General features: G+C 40.7%; 14 protein-coding genes. 3 read left to right on the top strand and 11 right to left on the bottom strand.

Translation table 11 applies throughout. The features are described 5' to 3' along the window. Window positions 1-138: 138 nt before the first annotated feature. The 4 genes from IEE83_RS20105 to IEE83_RS20120 all read right to left on the bottom strand — a co-directional run bounded on the left by IEE83_RS20105 (window position 139) and on the right by IEE83_RS20120 (window position 3279). A complete protein-coding gene (locus IEE83_RS20105) occupies window positions 139-924 on the bottom strand; it encodes an SDR family NAD(P)-dependent oxidoreductase (protein ID WP_194122295.1) in 786 nt (261 codons plus the stop codon). Window positions 925-949: 25 nt separating this feature from the next. Further along, window positions 950-1810, bottom strand: coding sequence for an alpha/beta hydrolase (locus tag IEE83_RS20110; RefSeq protein WP_194122296.1), 861 nt, complete (start codon window positions 1808-1810; stop codon window positions 950-952). Window positions 1811-1912: 102 nt separating this feature from the next. Beyond that, window positions 1913-2737, bottom strand: a complete 825-nt coding sequence (locus IEE83_RS20115; protein ID WP_194122297.1) for an ankyrin repeat domain-containing protein — start codon at window positions 2735-2737, stop codon at window positions 1913-1915. Between the two features lie 101 nt (window positions 2738-2838). Beyond that, entirely contained in the window at window positions 2839-3279 is a 441-nt protein-coding gene (locus tag IEE83_RS20120) for a hypothetical protein (protein WP_194122298.1), read from the bottom strand. A 166-nt stretch (window positions 3280-3445) separates the two neighbouring features. Here IEE83_RS20120 and IEE83_RS20125 point away from each other — a divergent pair, with 166 nt between their 5' ends. Next, complete coding sequence (locus tag IEE83_RS20125) at window positions 3446-4213, top strand: hypothetical protein (protein ID WP_194122299.1); 768 nt, start codon at window positions 3446-3448, stop codon at window positions 4211-4213. Window positions 4214-4281: 68 nt separating this feature from the next. Here the strand turns inward: IEE83_RS20125 and IEE83_RS20130 are convergent, their stop codons facing one another. The 5 genes from IEE83_RS20130 to treZ form a co-directional block, all read right to left on the bottom strand. Then, window positions 4282-5319, bottom strand: a complete 1038-nt coding sequence (locus IEE83_RS20130) for an SDR family NAD(P)-dependent oxidoreductase (protein WP_194122300.1) — start codon at window positions 5317-5319, stop codon at window positions 4282-4284. A gap of 163 nt (window positions 5320-5482) precedes the next feature. Further along, window positions 5483-10069, bottom strand: coding sequence for a chemotaxis protein CheB (locus IEE83_RS20135; RefSeq protein WP_194122301.1), 4587 nt, complete (start codon window positions 10067-10069; stop codon window positions 5483-5485). 381 nt (window positions 10070-10450) lie between these two features. Continuing rightward, complete coding sequence (locus IEE83_RS20140) at window positions 10451-11602, bottom strand: Gfo/Idh/MocA family protein (protein WP_194122302.1); 1152 nt, start codon at window positions 11600-11602, stop codon at window positions 10451-10453. A gap of 179 nt (window positions 11603-11781) precedes the next feature. Beyond that, complete coding sequence (locus tag IEE83_RS20145) at window positions 11782-13500, bottom strand: alpha-amylase family protein (RefSeq protein WP_194122303.1); 1719 nt, start codon at window positions 13498-13500, stop codon at window positions 11782-11784. Window positions 13501-13675: 175 nt separating this feature from the next. Beyond that, window positions 13676-15520: a malto-oligosyltrehalose trehalohydrolase gene (gene treZ / locus IEE83_RS20150; RefSeq protein ID WP_194122304.1), complete on the bottom strand. Its 1845-nt coding sequence runs from the start codon at window positions 15518-15520 to the stop codon at window positions 13676-13678. A 224-nt stretch (window positions 15521-15744) separates the two neighbouring features. Here treZ and IEE83_RS20155 point away from each other — a divergent pair, with 224 nt between their 5' ends. Beyond that, window positions 15745-17373, top strand: coding sequence for an alpha-amylase family glycosyl hydrolase (locus IEE83_RS20155; protein WP_194122305.1), 1629 nt, complete (start codon window positions 15745-15747; stop codon window positions 17371-17373). 99 nt (window positions 17374-17472) lie between these two features. Further along, the gene (locus IEE83_RS20160; RefSeq protein ID WP_194122306.1) at window positions 17473-17946 is read left to right on the top strand and encodes a hypothetical protein; all 474 of its coding nucleotides are present in this window, start codon (window positions 17473-17475) and stop codon (window positions 17944-17946) included. Window positions 17947-17989: 43 nt separating this feature from the next. Here the strand turns inward: IEE83_RS20160 and IEE83_RS20165 are convergent, their stop codons facing one another. Together IEE83_RS20165 and IEE83_RS20170 are read right to left on the bottom strand one after the other, a co-directional pair. Next, on the bottom strand, window positions 17990-18691 hold the full coding sequence (locus tag IEE83_RS20165; protein ID WP_194122307.1) for a DUF421 domain-containing protein: 702 nt from the start codon (window positions 18689-18691) through the stop codon (window positions 17990-17992). A gap of 21 nt (window positions 18692-18712) precedes the next feature. Beyond that, window positions 18713-19417 (bottom strand): DUF421 domain-containing protein, encoded by a 705-nt coding sequence (locus IEE83_RS20170; protein ID WP_194122308.1) that lies wholly within the window; start codon window positions 19415-19417, stop codon window positions 18713-18715. Between the last annotated feature and the right edge of the window lie 201 nt (window positions 19418-19618).

A 19618-nucleotide genomic window follows, 5' to 3' on the forward strand; every position in this document is an offset into this window, starting at 1 on the left:
CAGAAGAAATCAAATAATTGCATGGTAACAACCCTCAGAAATCAATACGTTTTCTTTGTTTTGTTTGTGGCAATAGGAAGGTAAAATTGAAGAAAGAAATTATTAGGGTAAAAGTAAGGACCTAAATTCCTGATAAAATTATTTCGCAGTCCAGCCGCCATCCACAGTTAATATGGAACCCACCATATAACTGGAAGCCTCACTGGCAAGGAAAATTGCAGCACCTTGTATTTCACGCAGTTCTGCCCAGCGGCCTAATGCCGTGGCACCCAGAACAATATTCCGGGCATCTTCACTGTCTCTGATGGGAATGTTCATCGCAGTGAGAAACGGGCCGGGACAAATGGCATTAACCATAATATTAAAAGGTGCAAGTTCAATGGCCAGGGCTCTGGTCATGTTTACAACAGCACCTTTGCTGGCGGTATATGGCGTTCTGTTTGCTAAACCTATTAATCCTAAGGTGCTGGCCAGATTGATGATCCGTCCACTTTTATTTTTTTTCATAAACGGCGTCACCGCGCGGGAACTTAGCCAGGTTCCGTTTACATTGACGTTCATCACTTTGGTAAAATCTTCATAAGATAATTCATCAATGGCGCCGCGAATATTTATCCCGGCGCTATTGATCAGAATATCAATTTTTCCAAAAGTATTAAATGCCGCTTCGGCCATCTCTTGCGCTTCTGCCTCAACGGTAATATCGGCGGTGAAAGAAATTACTTTTGTTCCAAAGTCTGCTTCCAATTGTTTTGCGGCGTTTTTTCCTTCTTCCGTATTTCTGTTGACAAGCATCAGGTCAGCTCCGGCAGAGGCAAGTCCGGCCGCCATAGCAAAACCAAGTCCACGTGAACCGCCGGTGATAATAGCACTTTTACCAGTCAGGTCAAATTGTTTGATGCCCGGCAGAATATCTTGACTCATGAAATAAGTAATTTCAGGGTGATGTTTAATATTGATGAAAACCCTGGGAGACAAATTCCAGTACGCTTGGGAGTGAGTCGCGCCAGTAGGTCCAGTTGTGCGCTCCATCGCGGATACGAAATTCATGAGGAATTTCCTTTTTTCTTAAAGCGATATGTGCAAGACTGTTACCTTCAAACAAGAAATCATCGTCACCGCAATCAATATACCAGCGTACGGCTTTCTTTTGAGCATCCGGGATTTTGTCTATTAAAGCCAGCGCGTTATGACGGTTGTAATAATTTTGAATGGTAGAATCCTGAATATTCGGGTTAGTTTTCTGGATGTTTTTCCTGGCATCTTCCAGCGTAAGCGGACCAGTATAAGCACTTAGCGGGCACGCAGATGAAAATAATTCCGGATGATGAAGTGCGTACATAAAACTGCCTCCGCCGCCCATTGACAAACCTGCAACAGCACGGAAACGCTTTTCAGTTTTTATCCTATATTTCTTTTCAACGAAAGGCATCAGTTCCTGAAAGAAAAAATCCTCATAAGCCCAGTCGCCTTTTATGTCGTTGAAATATCCCCGTCTTCCGGTATCCGCATCCGGCATAACAATGATCATGGGCGTTGCCAGACCATCACGAATTGCTTTGTCGGTAATATTCAAAACCTCACCAAACTGCACCCAGCCGGTATGATTGTCACCGGCGCCATGAAGCAGATATAGTACCGGATAACTTCTTTCGGAAGTGGCGTAGTCCGGAGGCAGGTAAATGGCAAATTTTCTTTCTGATTTCAGGAGTTTGCTGGGCACCGATAAATTGTCCAGCACCTTTCCTGATTGAGCAAAAGTGAACGTGGAAAGCAACAGAAGCAGAAAAGTATAATTTACGATTTTCATATTTGAGGCCGACGGTTTTGGTTGATACATTTTTTTAAAACCGGAAATCCGGATTCTATTAATGTAAGATCAGGGAGTAAAATTTATACCCGGCCGATGACATCAAATATTTTCTTCCAAGCGAAGATAATTTTCGATATCATCAAGTTTTGCATAGACCGCCCAGTCAAGCGGAGTACCTTGATAAATTTTATCCTTCAAATCCAGCCTTGCTCCTGCGCCTACCAGTAATTTTACAATTTCCAGATTTCCGGTTAATACCGCCTGATGCAAGGGGGTGGAATGGCTGTGAACACCTGCCGGATTAAAACGATCAGGCCTTTCACCTTTTTCAAGTAAAATCTCTAAAATTTCAAATCTTCCGTGCTGTGCGGCCAGCGCAACAGCCTGATGTCGTTCCAACGGATTGGATTCCGGTAACAACTTTTCAAAGTCACCCATCTTGTTGGTCGCCGCTGCAACGGCCAGATTTACTTTCGCTCCGTTTTTAAGCAAAGCTTCCACTGCATCAAATTCAGCATGGGCCAATGCCGATAGCATTGCCTGATCAGGATTTGCTCCATATTCACACAGCAAATCAATAAGCGGAACCTGAACGCCGCACTCACGGGCCACATTTCCGGAACTCACCAGACCAAGCGTATAACTGATCTGCGCTGGATTTTCTTTTGCTCCGGCTTCCAGAATTACTTTCACGATCTCAATAATGTTTCCCGGCAATTTTCCATGACGAATCGGATTTTCCGCTGTAAATTCCAGAAGTCCTGGATTACTGAAATAGCCTGTCTCTTCAAAATCAATACGCTGATTTATAATGGCTGGATTTTGCAGTAAAAACTTTTCCAATTTTTCCACTTCTCCTGCATCAACCATTGCCAGAGCCACGCGAAACTTCTCGTCTTTTATGCGATCATGGTAAGAAATCATAACTTTGAAGGTTTATTCTTTCCAAAATTTACACAAAAAAAGTCCGGATTTCTCCGGACCGTTTCAATATTTAAATCATTAAATGTTATGCAAGCACTTAATTAATTGCTGGATGACAATTTGGCTTCATCGTCAGCAATCTTACTTCTTAAAGATTCAATATCTTTTTTCAGACTTTCAAGATTATCAGCTGCCTTCCGGGCACGCTTAGCATCTTTTTCAGCTGAATTAGCGCTCTGACGTGCTCTTTTTGCCAGCTTTCTATCTTGTGCATTATTGGCAAGGTTCGCAGCCTGCTTGCCGTTTTCATCCGCGGATTTCTGAGCTTGTTCAGCTGTTTTCGCTACTTCGTTGGTTTTATCAGCCAATTGATTTTCAAGTTTGGCTAATTCAATTTTCCTATCATTCAATTTTTTACTTATTTCAAGCGATTCCTTTTGTTGTTGTAACGTATTAAGGGAATCTTTTGAAACCACCTGTGCGGACAACGATAAGGATATAAGCATTATACCCAGTGTGTTAACAATCCATTGCATTTTCATATTCTTATTTTTTACTTAAAGAGAATTACAACATTGACAAACGCAATTATCGTGCCAGTAAATTTAAATGAGAAAATCAGGAAATTATTTTCGCAAGTTTTCGTTTCAATATATAATTAAATTATATATTTACAAAAAGAATTGTTATTCCAACTCTCTACCAGCAATGAAACTTGTAATAAGTGTTTTCCTCATTTTGCTTTCCATTACTGATTCTTTGGCCTGCGTTTGTATGCCGCAGAAATTTACTGAAAAGTATACACAGTCCGACTTTGTAGCCAAAGCTAGAATTGTAAAAGTTTACAAGAATAAAAGTGAAGAGGAACTCTACAAAGCTGATATTCTGATTTACGATCTTTATAAGGGGATGAAAGTAAAATCACTATATGTGCAGGGCCGGAGTGATGGTAAAAGAGGAAGTTCCTGTGCTATTCTCATTTCTGAAAATACGGATCTGATCATTTACGCAAAAGATACATATCAAGGAACATATACAATCGGTTACTGCCCAGGATTAGTTTATTTAAATCAGGATAAAAGGAGGTTAGCAGCAGAAATCAGAGAATTAGCGATGCTGAATATTTTGAAAACAAGAAAAGTAAAATATTCAGGAGATATTGCTTACCAAACAGAAATCAAAAATTTTTCTAACGAATTAGAAAAATTCAGAGGCGCAAGTCTGAATAAAAATTTTGCACTCTATGAGCTTATTTATACAAGTGATATAAAAATAAAATCTGTAAACGTAATCAGTGGATTCAATGAAAAAGTAGATTTGAACCTAAAAGAAATAATCGAAAAATCAGTCTGGAAGGCAAATAACAGAAATATTGCTTTGAATACAATCCAGGAAAACAGCCGATTCCTGATTGGTTTTTACTATTACCCAGCCGAAGATGCATATCAGAGTTTTATAAGCGTCCATGATTTATAAAGGGCACAAAATGGCTTTTCAAAAATAGGATTTCCAGGTTTCCATATCTTTGAAAAGCCAAAATATTATTAAATTTCATTGAATTCAACCGCAGCTTTATCTGTATTTGCGGCCGCAGCTCCGTTGGATAATTCAGATTCACTTTCAAATCCTTTTTTCTCCTGACGATTATTTCCTTTGGGCAGAAAATGATTGGCAACCTGAGACAATGCATTGATACTGCCCGGCAAAATCCCTTGAAGTGCAACAGCCACTTTTCCCATTTGGGTCAAAATCAGCTCATTTTCGCCTTGCTCCAAAGCTTTTACAATTTCCTTTGCAGCACTTTCTGCCTTCTGGGAAAGCAGTGAAGATGAATCGGCAAGTTTGAACCAGGCATACTCAGATTCATGATCACCTTTGACAGTTACATTTCTAGGACTTCCTGTTTGCATCAAATTAGGAATGACCGTGGTTACATGAATATTGTCCTTTTTCAATTCTGCATTAAGTCCCTCAGAAAGGCCAACCAATGCAAATTTGCTGACACTATATGGCAATAAATGCGGCACCGCTACTTTTCCGCCAATGGACGCAATGTTAACAATCCGGCCTTCTCCTTTTTGTAAAAAAATCGGTAGTGACGCCTTGATTGTGTACAATGCCGACCACAAATTGGTATCCATCACTTTTTTATAATCCTGAATTTCCATCACATTTTCAGGGCCAACCATGATAATGCCAGCATTATTGATCAAAACATCCAGCTGTCCGTAATGTTCATATACTGCCTTGATCATTCTCTGCACCTCGGTCTGATTACTCACATCCATGCGAATGGTGATTACTTCGGCTCCTAATTCTTCGAGTTCAAGTCGTGCATTTTCAAGCTGACTGGCTGTACGTGCACAAAGTGCCAGCTTGGCTCCTTTTGAAGCAAGTTCCCTTGCGATTGCGAGTCCTAAACCACGGGATCCGCCGGTAATGATCACGACCTTATCTTTAAGATCAAACTTATTTATTTCTTTATAAATCGTTTTTGCCAATGCAAATAATCCTGCACCAAGTGTTACCAACAAAGCAGTTTTTGCAGAGATTATGGATTCTTTTCCATCATTATTTTTCATAACAAAAGGCATAATAAAATTGAAAATCAATTAATCAAGCCTTGTATGACAAAAACCATTCCATTTCTATATGGTCACTTCCTTATCATTAGTCAGGTTTTTAAAAATTTTGCAGTACGGTATATTTCAACAAAAAAAATGACAGTTGGCAATCAAAAATATTTTAATTCTTTTCATTTCTGTATATGGCCGGCAGAAGAATCCTGAACAAAGTTCCTTCGCCCTCGTGACTTTCAATGGAGAATTTAGCACCTAATAATTCACACAAACGTTTTACGATGAACAGCCCGATTCCTTCACCAGTCGTTGAAGCGGAACTTTGACCCATCACCTGTTTTATCTCTTCCGAAGTTTCTGTCAGCTTGTTTAAAAGTGAAGTGGGCATACCTGAGCCGGTGTCTTCAACATCTATAAACCACTTAATTTCAGAAAAAACACCTAAATTTTCAATGTGCTCCAATTTTCCCCATTTGACAGTAACACCACCATTTTTGGTATATTTTATTGCATTTAAAACCAGGTTTTGGACAATTCTTCTGATTTTAACCAAATCTCCGTCTATAACCAACTGATCATTGCCATTAATTTTTAACCACAAGTTTTTGTCCTTTGCCATCGGAATCATGCTCTCACAAAGCTCGTTCAGTACATCCGAAACATCAAAAGTAGAAATTTCAAGTCTTTCCTGCCCCGCTTCCAGACGGGAATAATCAAGAAGCTGATTCATCATATAGGTAACCTGCCGGAGATTTCGCTGTATCATTTCAAGCGACCGGGCACGCTGCTCTTCGGTATCCATCAAATTTAAAAGCGCTGTTGCACCCATGATAATACCAAAGCTGGCACGTAAATCATGGGAAGTGGCGCGTAAAAATTCACCCCGGTGGCTAACATACTGCCGCATTTTCTCAAGAGACTGGATCATTTCATTTGACTCGTCCAGCTCCTGCACCCATTTGATTTGCTGCTGTTCTGCTTCTTTTAATGAGGTAATATTCAGCCCGGCAATAACGACACCGCGGTCGTGCCGGATGATGGATATACCTGACCATTTTTTCTCCTCGGGGAAATAAATTTCTTCATACAAATGCTCACCGGTGGCAAGCACCTGTTTCATCTTTTCAATAGCATCTGTGGGATACAATTCTGTCGCACGGGTATCCACCAGATCGCTAAGCGGTTTGTGAATTTCAATCGCGAATTTCTGATTGCTTACAACAAGTATAAAATCCTCAACCTCGTTATTTTTGTCATAAACAGGTTTCAAATAGCTAATAGATCCCGGGGAACAGTCTAGTACTGCCTGTAAACTTTCCAGGCTTTTCATTAATTTCTTGTCCGCATTTTTGCGTTCAGAGATATCTAGAATTGTTACAACAACACCATTTTTATCAATTTGACGGGTTATAAAAAATGCGTGGCAGCTGTTATCGCCGGGGAATAAATCCGGAATTTCTTTATATATCGCTTCACCTGTTTTTAATACCTTAAAATATAAATCCAGAAGCTCCGGGCCCTTTAATTTTGGTTTTTTCTCAATTAACGAGTTTTCATGAATATTGCCTTCGTTGTAACCGGTAAGTTCCAATACATGATGATTGTATACAGAAATGGTAAAATCGACCGCCTCTCCCGTTTTTTCGTCCTTAATCACTTCCATTAAAGTAATAGCGGCCGGTACACCGTTCAAAACACTTAGCAGCCTGTCAGCCGTCTTTTTGAGTTCTGTATTGGAGGTTTCAAGTTCAGCATTGGCTTCTCTTAATTCCTGTGTGCGCTGCTGCACATGAAGATTTAATTGTTCTGAAAGTGTTTTCTGAAGGTGAATCTCTGTTCCGTTCCCAATATAGCCAGTGAACTTTCCATCCGGGGCAAACATAGGTTTCGCGGTTTCAATAACCCACCGGTATTCTCCGTCATTGCGCCTCAGACGATATTCAATACTAAATATTTGTTTGTCAAGAAAATTTTTGGTACACGCCGACAAATATTGCTCACGATCGTCTTCATGAATATAACTTGTAAAATCATAATCTGAATTACCGGCGTCATGACCTGTAAATTCCAGTAAAGCTTTATTTAAAAAATTGATACGGCTATCCTGCCCGGTTACCCAAACCAAAGCCGGTGCATGATCAATCATATTGTGAAACCATGCCTGGCGTTCTTCAAGCATGCGCTGCACACGGCGGTGCTCAGTAATATCTTCAATGACAAGTAAAATCGCTTCTTTCCTTTCATGCTGAACCACTTTTCGCGCATGAAGCAACATCGTTTTTTCGCCGATTCCCTGGAAATGAAGGCAAACTTCGTATGATTTTATATGGGCATTATTTGTGATAACTTCTTCCAAAAGCTGGCGTAATTGGGCAATATCCCACTGGCGCTTATCAAGTTCATAAAACATGCGCCCTTCAATATGTTCTTCCTGAACATGGAAAATTTTGTAAAAAGCTTTGTTCGCGCTCCTGACTCTAAGCTCTTTGTCCAATACCAAAGTTGCTTCTCCAATCGTGCTGAATATAGCCTCTGCATATCCATAAGCTTCGGTTAGCTGGTCGTTGCGCGTTAACAGTTCCTGATTTATGGTCAGTAATTCTTCGTTGGTCGACTCGATTTCTTCCTTGCTGGTTTCCAGTTCTTCATTGATACTTTGCAATTCTTCATTGCTGCTGACGATCTCTTCATTTGCAGATTGCAGTTCTTCATTGCTTTTTTCCTGCTCTTCGATAATCGAATGCATATCCTTACGCAGTGACGATAATTCCATTTCCAGCTGTTTGATACGATCATCCCTGAAATTAGCGACCCTGTCTTCTAACAATACACCAGGCATTACTTCTTCAAATAACACAAGAAACAGCGACTGATCAGAGGTATTTCTGATGGGAACAACTTCAATTTCGACATAATAAATCCTGTCGTTTACAGTCATTTCCAATCCGGTTTTCCGGGATATCTCTCCTGATTTCTTACTCTTATGAATTGTATTCCTTAATTCAAAAACTAATGACGGACGTGCCATTTTTAGCAAATTGAAGCTGGCCTTACCCGGGGAATGTTCAAGAAAAAGTCCGGTAGATCCTCGGAATTGCAGGATTTCCAAGTCCTGATCTACCACTATGCTGGCAGGAACATATTTTTTCAGCAACAAGGCATCCACCTCCTTATCCAAATCACGGACTGGTGCAGGTATTTCATTTATTTTTGACTGAATATTTGTACTTCCCGTATGTCCCAGGCGCGCTGCAACACGCCACCGCAAATTCATATCGAAAGTGGCCTTACTGGCATCTCTGCTTTTACGAATAAATACTTTCTGCTTTTTATCAATTTGTGAAAAAAGGGAAACTGCGCTTCCTACCGCTTCCGAATTTCCTAAAAGTAAAAAACCTTCGGGATTCAGGGCGTAATGAAAGGTTCCCATCACTTTTTGCTGAAAAACGGTGTCCAGATAAATCAGCAGATTCCGGCAGCTGATCAAATCCAGACGGGAAAATGGCGGATCTCTTAAAACATTATGAGGAGCAAAAACACATAAATCCCGGATGGATTTTTTTACCAGATACTGATCATCTTTTTTGATAAAAAACCGTGAGAGCCTCGTTGCAGAAACATCGATGACTTCACTTGTGGAATATAATCCATGCCTTGCCCGCGTGATGGCAGGCTCACTCAAATCACTCGCAAATATTTGTATGGATATGCCGGTGCTTTCTCCCAGCAATTCCAGCAATATCATCGCAAGCGAATACGCTTCCTGACCTGTTGAACAGGCGGGAATCCAGATTCGTATCGTATCGCCGGTCGATTTATTTTTAATGATCTGCGGAAATAATTTCTTTTTGAGATAATCCATTGTCTCGGTATCCCTGAAAAAATTGGTTACGTTAATCAGCAAGTCGTTGTAAAGCGTGCTGGCTTCATTAGGATGTTGTTTCAAATAAACAGCATAATCATTCAGCGTTTCAAGTTTGTAAAGAAGCATCCTTCTCACAATCCTTCTCCGGATTGTCGACATTTTATAATGATCAAAGTCGACACCAACCGCACGTTTTACGTATTGAAGTATCTTTTTTAAATCTTCATCATTAGATTCTTCTTCAAGATCCTCTTCCTGAGTCGCTGTTAGCTTAAAAACAGTAGTCTGTCCGCTCAGCCTTTCTAATTCCCTGGCTATTTCCAGGGGCGAAAGTACCAGATCCACAACACCTTCTTCGATAGCAGATTTTGGCATACTCTGATATTTGGCACTTTCATCCTGAGCCAGTGTGATCCCACCAGCAACTTTTATAGCTTTCAGACCTAGTGTTCCATCATTTGCCATCCCGGACAAAATAATACCGATTGCCCCGTCTCTTTGTTTTTCAGCCAGGGAAATAAAAAATTTGTCAACAGGAAGATGCACAAAAGGCCGGGGTTTTCGCTGAATTAAAGTCAATGCACCATCCATAATTTCCATATCATTATCCGGAGGAATTATATAGACATGGTTGGCCTGGATTTTCATCTGATGACTTGCCTCGTGCACCGACATTTTTGTCAGCCTGGAAAGAATATCTTTTAAATGGCTTTCATAGGCCGGCGACAAATGTTGTATATAAACGTAAGCCATTCCTGTCGTTGGTGACAGATTTTCAAGGATTTGTGAAATAGCGTCTAATCCACCTGCCGAGGCGCCAATCGCTACGATAGGTACAGGTCTTTCTTCGTTTTTGGTCTTTTTTTGGGATGGTAACTTTTCTGACATATGCTTCTCAATATACCGGGCAATAGTAAAATCAGCGTTCCGGTTGCTGATTCCGCTAACAGGACTTAATGCAGAACGCAGCAACCAGCACAATATTAAAAATATACGAGGCGAAAACCTATGTAAAGAGAAGAGCGGTACAATCTATTTCAAATATATTACTTTCAAGTGGTGATTTTAGTTAATCATAATAAACATATAATGCATCAGAAATACCCAGCATTGCTTTGTTCATTAATTACATAGAAAGAATAACTAACCCTGTGGTTACAATTAACAATTAAAATCGCTCATTAAAAAAACAGGTTTCTGATGAAGATAAAATTATCACCATCAGAAACCTGTTCTATTAAATTATAATTATCAATCGGGATTGGCTGACTAGCTCAGTCCTTTCAATGTTACTTTTTTGCCCGATTCAGCGGCTTCATAAATTGCTGTCAGGATTTTCACGTCTCTTAAACCCATTTCACCGGGAACCCGGCTTTTTCTGTTTTTCAAAACACAATTTGCAAAATCGTCCATTTGAAATGCCTGCTGATTCAGGTTGACAATATCAAGCGGTCCCCTCACCGTTTTTCCTTTCAATCCGTCATATCCGAAGGCAGGCGACAATTCAAACCATCCCTTTTGGGCATCTGCCCGCAGCAGATTTTGTTTGTCGGCATAACTTGCGTTGCATTCGGCAATTGCACCGGAAGGAAAATGCAGTGTAAAAGAAATCGATTGTTCAACGGATTTAAATTTTTCAGGATCGTCCTTTTTACCAAATTTGGCAGTTACAGCATTTGGAAGTTCTCCAAGCGTATACAAACAACCCTGAACGCAATAAATCCCAAGATCCATCAGCGGTCCGCCGCCAGCCAGTTTTTTGTCAAGACGCCAAACCCCGGCTTCCATTTCCTGACTATCCAGCGCAGTTACTTTCTTAACGTTTCCATAAACTTTTTTTGTCCCGAATTCAGCCATGGTCATATTGTGTGGTTCGAAATGCAGTCGATAACCGATTGACAAAAGCTTGTTTGCATCTTTGCAGGCTTTAATCATTTGTTCACATTCTTTCACGGAAATAGCCATTGGTTTTTCACAAATCACATGTTTCCCTGCTTTGGCGGCACGCACTACGTATTCAGCATGCAAAGCATTTGGTAAAACAACGTAAACAATGTCTACATCCGGATTATCTTTGATAGAATCAAAATTTTTATAATTGTAGATATTCTTATCGGGAATTGAATACTTCTTTTTCCACTTTTCTGCTTTTTCGGGAGTTCCGGTTACAATGGCGGTTAACTTGCAGCGTTTGGTTTCCTGCAAAGCCGGTGCAAGCTGGCCTTCACTATAGTTTCCAAGTCCTACCAGCGCAATGCCCAGTTTTTTTTCCTTGTCTGCCTGAGTGTTTTCAGATTCTTCTAACGACGAAAAATAATTGCCGGCGGCCGCATCCAGAGACATCAAACTGAAACCTGGCAAAGCGATGGCAACACGGCTGACATGGTAAAGAAACTGACGTCTTTTATATGAATTTTCCATATCGTTTTATTTATTGGGAATAATAGAAACCTTACCGCGCCTGGTTTCAAAATCATACCAGAAGTATCCTGAAATCTGTTTCATTTTTAACAAATGATATGCTGTGGAACAGACTGCACATTTGCGAAAACATTTCCGCAAAGTCTCTCCCAATAAGTTACAAACTGATTTACTGTTTGTTATGGAATCATACTGTCAACACGGTACCACTTGTAACCATATCCATCCAGGGAAACTGAAAACTTGCCACTTTCCGCTTTTTTGTCCAGATTTTCAGCCATCAGATCGTAAAGAACTTTCATCTTTTCTGATTTTATAGAAGCTTGTCTGGATTGCGGATTGAAGTTGTGTAAAATGATCAGGGATTTCCTGTTGTAATCGTAGCGAATAGCAAGAATATCAGGAGATCCGGAATCGATTAAAGTGTAATCTCCAAGACCAATTTCCGGGCAGGATTTCCTAAGTTTTATGATCCGCGAAGTCCAGCTCAAAAGTGAATTCGGATCACGGAATTGTTTTGCAACATTCAGCTGCTGATATCCATAATCACCTTTATTGATCACGGGACGAAAAGCGGTATCTGCGGATGTAAAACCCCCATTTTTTTCATTGGTCCATTGCATTGGTGTACGCACTGACAGACGTTCTTTTAAACTCAGATCATCACCCATTCCAAGTTCTTCTCCATAACGAATTACCGGCGCACCTGGCAGTGAAAAAAGCAGACTATAAGCAAGTTCAATATGTTTTCTGTTGTTACCTAGCATCGGTGCAAGCCTTCTTCGAATTCCACGCTGATAAAGCTGCATGGTAGTATCCGGACCGAATTTGGCATAAACTTCCTGGCGCTGCTTATCTGTTAGCCTGCCAAGATCGATTTCATCGTGGTTTCTTAGAAAATGTGCCCATTGAGAAGCCTCAGGAATCTTTTTGGTTTGCTCTATGGCCTGGCTGAAAGGTTTCAGATCGCCCGTTGCCAGCGCATAAAATAAATGCTGATTGGCAAAGAAATTAAACATCATTTGTATTCCTTCGCCATTTTTACCAAAATAATTCTGGTTTTCCTCCGGTACTACATTCGCTTCGCCAAGAATCGCTGCATCCGATTTTCTGGACTGGGCGAACTGGCGCATATTAGTTAAAAAATCAAAATCCAGCTTGGGTTTTTCACTTCCCGTTTTTGGCACTTCAATGATGAAAGGAACCGCGTCTAGCCTGAAACCTGCGATGCCCTGATTTAGCCAGTAACCAATGATCCGCTGACTTTCCTGCATAACCTCCGGGTTGGAATAATTCAGATCCGGCTGAAATTTGTAAAACCGGTGATAATAGTATTCCCCGGTTTTTTCATCCAGACTCCACACTTCTTTCTGCACACCGGGAAATACCATGCCTTTGTCCCAGTCTTTCGGCCTTTCTTTTGACCATACATACCAGTCGCGGTATTTGGAATCTTTACTTTGACGCGATTTCTGAAACCAGGGATGCTGGTCAGATGTATGGTTTATAACCAGATCCATGATCACACGGATTCCTTTTTTTTGAGCCTGATAAAGAAATTCTGTAAAATCGCCGATGGTTCCCAGTTTTTCATCAACACCATAAAAATCAGCTACATCATATCCGTCATCCTGTCCGGGTGACGGTTGAAACGGAGCCAGCCAAATGGCATCAATTCCAATCGCTTTGAGATAATCCAGTTTTTGGATAAGTCCGTTAAAATCTCCCCTGCCATCACCATCGCTATCTTTAAATGCACCAACTTCCAGATTGTAAATCACGCTGTTTTTATACCAGAAATTTTCCTTTACCTTGACCGGCGCCACTTTCGTTTGCGCATTTGAAAAAAAGGGAATCAGAAGGATAAACAGGATAAGGGAGAAGTTGAAGTTTTTCATTTTATAGTAAGTTGATGAGTGATGTTTGAAGACGATTATTTTTGGTGATCGGATTTTTTCATTTCGATATCAGAAAGACATGGATCGTTTGACGTTTTTATTACCCGTCCGACGGCGGAAAAAGCCGTCGGACGGGTGGCTCGTCCATAATTTTTTGTTTGAAAACAGTTTTATTTTAGGTTACTGTTAAATCGTATACGACAATGCTTAAACCCTTTACAACGAGCAAGTCACCGCTGTTTAAAAATTGCGGGTAAGAATAGGCTTCTTCACTTTCAGTTTCAAGCCAGATCTTTTCAGTCGAGTCTATAATCTTATTCCAGTTGCCATCCCGCTCGGGTATGTTGAACGAGCTCTCTTTTTCTGATAAATTAAAAATACACAGAAGTTCCTGCTTTTGGTCGCTGCTTTTGCGATGCAGCGCAAATCCTATTGGCCCGAACAAGGTCACGCGGACATCATTTTTGTTGAAATTTTTAAGTGCCGGATGTGTTTTTCTCAGTTTGATCAACTCCTTGTTCCAGTTGAGCATAACCAGATATCTACCGGTTTTTCTTTTTTCCCAATCCAGTTTTGAATTATTAAACGTTTGTTCTTCCTGTGGATTTGGCGGATCAGTTTCCCATTTATAATTCTCAAATTCCTTGCGCCTTCCTTCCACTACCATTTTAATCAGATCTTCCTCTGAATGACTGACGAAATAGAAAAACGGCGTATCGGCTCCATACTCCTCTCCCATAAAAAACATTGGCAGATAAGGCGCAAGAAGCATCGCTGCGGCTGCAAGTTTTTGCCTGTCAAAATTAACAAGCATACTCAGCCGCTCACCTCCTACTCGGTTTCCAATCTGATCATGATTTTGATTAAAAACCAAAAATGTTTCACCTGGTAATCCGGCTGATGATGCCCCATGTTTTCGGTTTCTGAATTTCACATACTCGCCGCTGTGTACAAATCCATCCGTATAAGCTTTTGCAAGCTGTTCCATTTTTCCAAAATCCTCATAGCGGCTTTGGCCCTCTTTATCGAGCAGAACGTAAAGTGCATGGTGAAAATCATCAAGCCATTGCACATTAAAACCAAGGCCACCGTTTTCTGGTAATTTTACCGTTTTCGGACTGTTCAGGTCACTTTCTGCAATCAGGTAAAAACTCCGTCCAAGTTTTTCACGAAGCTGGTCCAGCTCAACTGAGACCATTTCCCAAAAATTAACGGCCCCATTATCAAACATCATATGAACTGCATCTACCCGAAGGCCATCCAGATGATAATGTTCATAAAAGTGAGAAATTACCCCTGCAAAATATTCTCTTACACCATCAGACCAGGCACCATCAAAGTTGATAGCGTTGCCCCAGGGTGTGCAATAAGTATCTGTAAAATAAGGCCCGAATTCGCCTGCATAGTTTCCTTCCGGTCCCAAATGGTTAAAAACGACATCCAGAAAAACCGCAATTCCTCTTTCGTGCGCCGCATCAACCAGTAGTTTCAACTTTTCTGGTCCACCATAACTATTTTGTACTGCATAGGGGAAAACGCCATCATATCCCCAATTGCGGTTTCCCGGAAACTGTGAAACCGGCATTAACTCAATGGCATTGATTCCTGTTTCGGCCAGGTCGTCAAGAAGTGGTATAATCGCTTCGAAAGTACCCTCTTTTGTAAATGTGCCTACATGCAACTCGTAAAATATAAGATCTTTAAGTGGTAAACCGCTCCAGTTGGTTTTCCATTGATAGGCATGCTGATCAACAACTGCGGAAGGTCCGTGAACACCATCCGGCTGAAATTGGGATGCAGGATCCGGAATCCCTTTTTCTGTTCCTTCCGGTTTAAAAAAATATTGAGCGCCAGGTAAAACATTATCCACTGTTAAATGGAAATAACCCTCATCGTTTTTTTGCATTTCCAGCAATTCAGTTTCTGAAGAAATTAGCTGAAGCTGCATAGTCTCCTTTTTCGGAGCCCAAACGGTAAAAACGCATTGGTCTCCTGAATAATTAGCACCAAGTTTTCTCATATTGAAATCACAGGATTTTATATTGCCCTACCGGGAAACCCGAAGAAACTCTTTATGAAGCAGCTTTAAAAATTATGCCATAACCACCGCTGTGGCCGATCGCCTTTCAGCTTTCGGTTTTCGAAGCTCAAACATGGACGGACAGATCTTTCGAATTATTTCAAAATACAGTTTTGAGGCTGGCCTAATTTTTTCGTGTCCAAAATAAAACAACGAGATGAGATATGAACGATCTAAAAACAGCCAATCAGACTTCTAAACAATATTTGTGGTGGGAACAAGGGGTCATTTACCAGATTTATCCACGCTCTTTTCAGGATACAGACAACGATGGTGTTGGTGATTTGAAAGGAATTATTGAAAGACTTGATTATCTGCAATGGCTTGGGATTGACTGTCTATGGTTATCGCCAATATTCTCCTCGCCCATGGCAGATTTCGGTTACGATATTTCAGACTACCGCGGAATCCATCCCTTGTTTGGGACGATGCAGGATTTTGATCAGCTGCTAGCCGAAGTGCACGGGCGAGGCATGAAATTAATTCTTGACCTGGTCCCTAATCACACTTCGGACCAACATCCCTGGTTTTTAGAATCCAAGTCATCCAGGGATAATCCAAAACGAGACTGGTATATCTGGCAGGATGCAAAAGAAAATAATGATCTGCCAAATAACTGGCTTAGTGTTTTCGGAGGCCATGCATGGGAATGGGATGAAAATACAAAACAATATTACTACCACGCATTTTTAAAAGAACAGCCTGATCTTAACTGGAGAAATCCGGAAGTGCAGGATGCCATGATGGACGTTATGCGATTTTGGCTTGACAAAGGCATTGACGGTTTCAGGGTTGATGTGATGTGGCATATGATCAAAGATTCGCAGCTAAGGAATAATCCTGTTGCCCATGATTCTGTTTATAATGCCAACGATTTGATTTACAATCACTACAATCCGGTTTATTCCACCGACCAGCCGGAGGTTCATGACATCGTACGAATGATGCGCGCGGTAACGGATGAATACAAGGAGCGCGTACTGATCGGTGAAATTTATCTGCCGATTCATAAACTGGTAACTTATTATGGCCATGATAATAAAGGAGCGCATTTGCCATTTAATTTTCAATTATTGACACTGCCCTGGAATTCATCCCAGATTTCTGGTGCCATTGATGAATATGAAGGTGCATTGCCTTCCGAAGGCTGGCCGAACTGGGTTTTGGGAAATCATGACCAGCCCCGGATTTCGAGCCGGGTCGGCCGTTCGCAGGCAAGGGTTGCTGCCATGCTGCTTTTAACTTTAAGAGGAACGCCTACAATTTATTATGGAGACGAAATCGGGATGCGGGATGTCCCGATTCCCATGGATGAGGTAATTGATCCACAGGGGTTAAATATGCCCGAATTGAATGTGAGCCGCGACCCTTCCCGTACGCCCATGCAGTGGACGGACGAAATTTTTGCAGGCTTTTCAAATCATAAACCCTGGCTCAGGTTACCGGACAATTTTCGCAGACATAACGTCGAATCCCAAAAAGACAATCCTTACACCATGCTGAGCTTCTATCACAGACTGCTGCAAATCCGGAAACAGGAACCTGCGTTACAAGTTGGTGACTACAATCCTGTATATTCTGATAATCAGATCATTGCTTATACCCGAAAAAAAGATGACAGCACTTTTTTGATTCTTTTAAATTTCAGCCACCGTCCGTGTTACTTCAAACCTAAACAAACTGTGTACAAAGGCGAGGTAATAATCAGTACTGAAACGGAACGTCAGGGTAATCATGTGGAGGGAATTATTACACTTAGCGGTGATGAAGGAATTTTGATCAAACTCGAATAGTCAAAATTCGACTAAAAATCTGGTTTCAAAGTGATGTTTATGGCATGGGATTTGTAGAATTCTGCTTACAATAGTAGCATCAACGAATTTAGTGAAATCATGGAAAATTTATCTTTATCCTCCAACATTGCCAAACTCTGGAACACGCATCAGCAGCGCGAAAATTTGTACAAACAAACAATGACTTTGGATGATCTGGGACCGCTAAGAAAACTTTGCAGCCAGGGTTATATGGTTTCTCTTTTGTTTAAAAAAGAAATTAACTGGATTTACGATCAGATCAAGTGTACTTTGAGCGAGGGAGATATCAGTAAAGGAATTGCCAATTATAATTTGCCAAACCTGGTTATCTCATCAGATAATCAAATGTTGGTTACCAAAATGTTATTGGAGCAGGAAGACAAAACAATTAAATTGTACAAATCCCTGCTTTCGGAAAGAGATATTACTTACGATGCTAAATTGATTTTAATAGAACATCTTGAAAAGCTAAACGACATTTATTTATTTCTTAAAAGGGAAGTTTCTAAAAGTCAGGTGAAATTGCCGGTCATGATACAGGCAGTTGCATAATCAAAAAGATCCCCGGTTTTAATCTCCCGGGGATTTTTTAATTCTAGTCCTTCGAAATAGATTCCACTGCCTTCACCCAATCTGTAAATCCACAACGGTCACAGGCTTCTTCTTTTAAAAATTCTTTTGGAATATTGCCGCAATGATTACAAACCATATCATTGGTTTCCTTGCTTACCCGCTTTTTAAACTCTGTATCCCACGACGGTAGAATTGATAGACCACAAACTGGTTTAGTACTTTCTATAAAGGTAAAAGTGCCGTTTGCTTCCAGATAAAGCCTCTTTACTTCACCAAGCTGGCTGATTTCCTTATATCGAAGTTGACCGAAAACACGCTCCCGGGTAATTCTGGTTTTCTTCATAACATCCAGATTTAACTTTCCGTCCTCAACCAGCACGCCAACATTATCCTGTGTAATAGCTTCAAACTTTTCATTTTGGGTAGCTTTTTTTGCAATAAACTGCTGCGTAAAAACTACAACACAAGCGATGATCACAGCCGGCAATAAACCACGATCCGGCGATTGAAGCGGGATACCAATGGCGGCTGCCAGTGATATCATGGAAATCATCTCATTTCTTCCGAGTGATGCCTCCATGCGTTTTCCCATCAAACGCATGGAAATCATGAGTATAGCATAAATAATTGCAGTCCGGAAGATTACTTCTACAAAAAAACTGCCTGGAACGTCTCCAAACAAAATGCGGTGCCAATCTCCAAAATGGATATCTTCGGGTTTCATATTTATCGACTTAGAATTTGATTAATTGGATGCAGAAGACACTCTGGCGTCAAGCCATTTATTTGAATTACAAACCGGACAAAGTTTTTCTTTAATGTCCTCTTTATCCAAATGCCCGCAGCTGGTACAAACGAGCTGATGATCGTTGTCAGCACCTGAAAATGTTTTAATTTCCTCATCATCAGGAGGGAAAATATCAAGCCCTGCTTTGGGTTCTTTGGCTTTATAGATACTGAACATACCAAAAGATTCAAGATAAACACGATCAACTTCGCCCAGATTGTGGATTCCTTCGCTGCGCAAAACTGCAAATAATTGTTGCCGGGAAAGTTTTGCATGCATCATCTCTTTAAGCATCATCGTGCCGTCTTTTACAATCATAACCATTTCTCCATGACTTAGTTTTTCCAGTTTCTGGCTCTTGAATTCGAAAAAATTAAGCCCGCGCTGGAAAGAAAATGCCAGAAATAAAATCATTGCTCCTTGTAAAAGTCCAACACCGGGCGACTGCATTGCAGGAGAAACAATGGCTCCCAGAGTAAGCATAACGGCTACCTCCGAGATCGTCAGCTGCCCGCTCATACGCTTGCCCATCAACCTGACCGCAAGTAACAATAAAGCATAAATTAAAACTGTCCGGATAAATACCTCTGCTAAAAAAATTTCAGGTGCTTCCCCAAAAAGTATCCTCTTTACATCCCAAAGATGTATGTCCTCTTTTTTCATTGGTGCTGGAAAAATTAAATGAATTCTGATTTTCGCTTCTTGACTTCACTGCATCATCAATCAGAAATACTCAACCATAATGTATATACGTAGATGATAACCTTCGCCAGAAATATCAGGCGAAACGTCTTCTACATGCTACAAATGGTTACTTTATTAATCTTGATTTTTTTGCAAATACCAAATAATTGATAATAGCAG

Source organism: Dyadobacter subterraneus (assembly GCF_015221875.1).
In the GTDB taxonomy this organism is placed as follows: domain Bacteria; phylum Bacteroidota; class Bacteroidia; order Cytophagales; family Spirosomataceae; genus Dyadobacter; species Dyadobacter subterraneus.

Bases quoted from the DNA above. Each gene is read 5' to 3' on its own strand.
- IEE83_RS20135 (WP_194122301.1), bottom strand. From the start codon at position 10,069: ATGTCAGAAAAGTTACCATCCCAAAAAAAGACCAAAAACGAAGAAAGA.
- IEE83_RS20155 (WP_194122305.1), top strand. From the start codon at position 15,745: ATGAACGATCTAAAAACAGCCAATCAGACTTCTAAACAATATTTGTGG.
- IEE83_RS20140 (WP_194122302.1), bottom strand. From the start codon at position 11,602: ATGGAAAATTCATATAAAAGACGTCAGTTTCTTTACCATGTCAGCCGT.
- IEE83_RS20125 (WP_194122299.1), top strand. From the start codon at position 3,446: ATGAAACTTGTAATAAGTGTTTTCCTCATTTTGCTTTCCATTACTGAT.
- IEE83_RS20105 (WP_194122295.1), bottom strand. From the start codon at position 924: ATGAGTCAAGATATTCTGCCGGGCATCAAACAATTTGACCTGACTGGT.
- IEE83_RS20115 (WP_194122297.1), bottom strand. From the start codon at position 2,737: ATGATTTCTTACCATGATCGCATAAAAGACGAGAAGTTTCGCGTGGCT.
- IEE83_RS20165 (WP_194122307.1), bottom strand. From the start codon at position 18,691: ATGAAACCCGAAGATATCCATTTTGGAGATTGGCACCGCATTTTGTTT.
- IEE83_RS20160 (WP_194122306.1), top strand. From the start codon at position 17,473: ATGGAAAATTTATCTTTATCCTCCAACATTGCCAAACTCTGGAACACG.
- treZ (WP_194122304.1), bottom strand. From the start codon at position 15,520: ATGAGAAAACTTGGTGCTAATTATTCAGGAGACCAATGCGTTTTTACC.
- IEE83_RS20110 (WP_194122296.1), bottom strand. From the start codon at position 1,810: ATGAAAATCGTAAATTATACTTTTCTGCTTCTGTTGCTTTCCACGTTC.
- IEE83_RS20145 (WP_194122303.1), bottom strand. From the start codon at position 13,500: ATGAAAAACTTCAACTTCTCCCTTATCCTGTTTATCCTTCTGATTCCC.
- IEE83_RS20170 (WP_194122308.1), bottom strand. From the start codon at position 19,417: ATGAAAAAAGAGGACATACATCTTTGGGATGTAAAGAGGATACTTTTT.
- IEE83_RS20120 (WP_194122298.1), bottom strand. From the start codon at position 3,279: ATGAAAATGCAATGGATTGTTAACACACTGGGTATAATGCTTATATCC.
- IEE83_RS20130 (WP_194122300.1), bottom strand. From the start codon at position 5,319: ATGAAAAATAATGATGGAAAAGAATCCATAATCTCTGCAAAAACTGCT.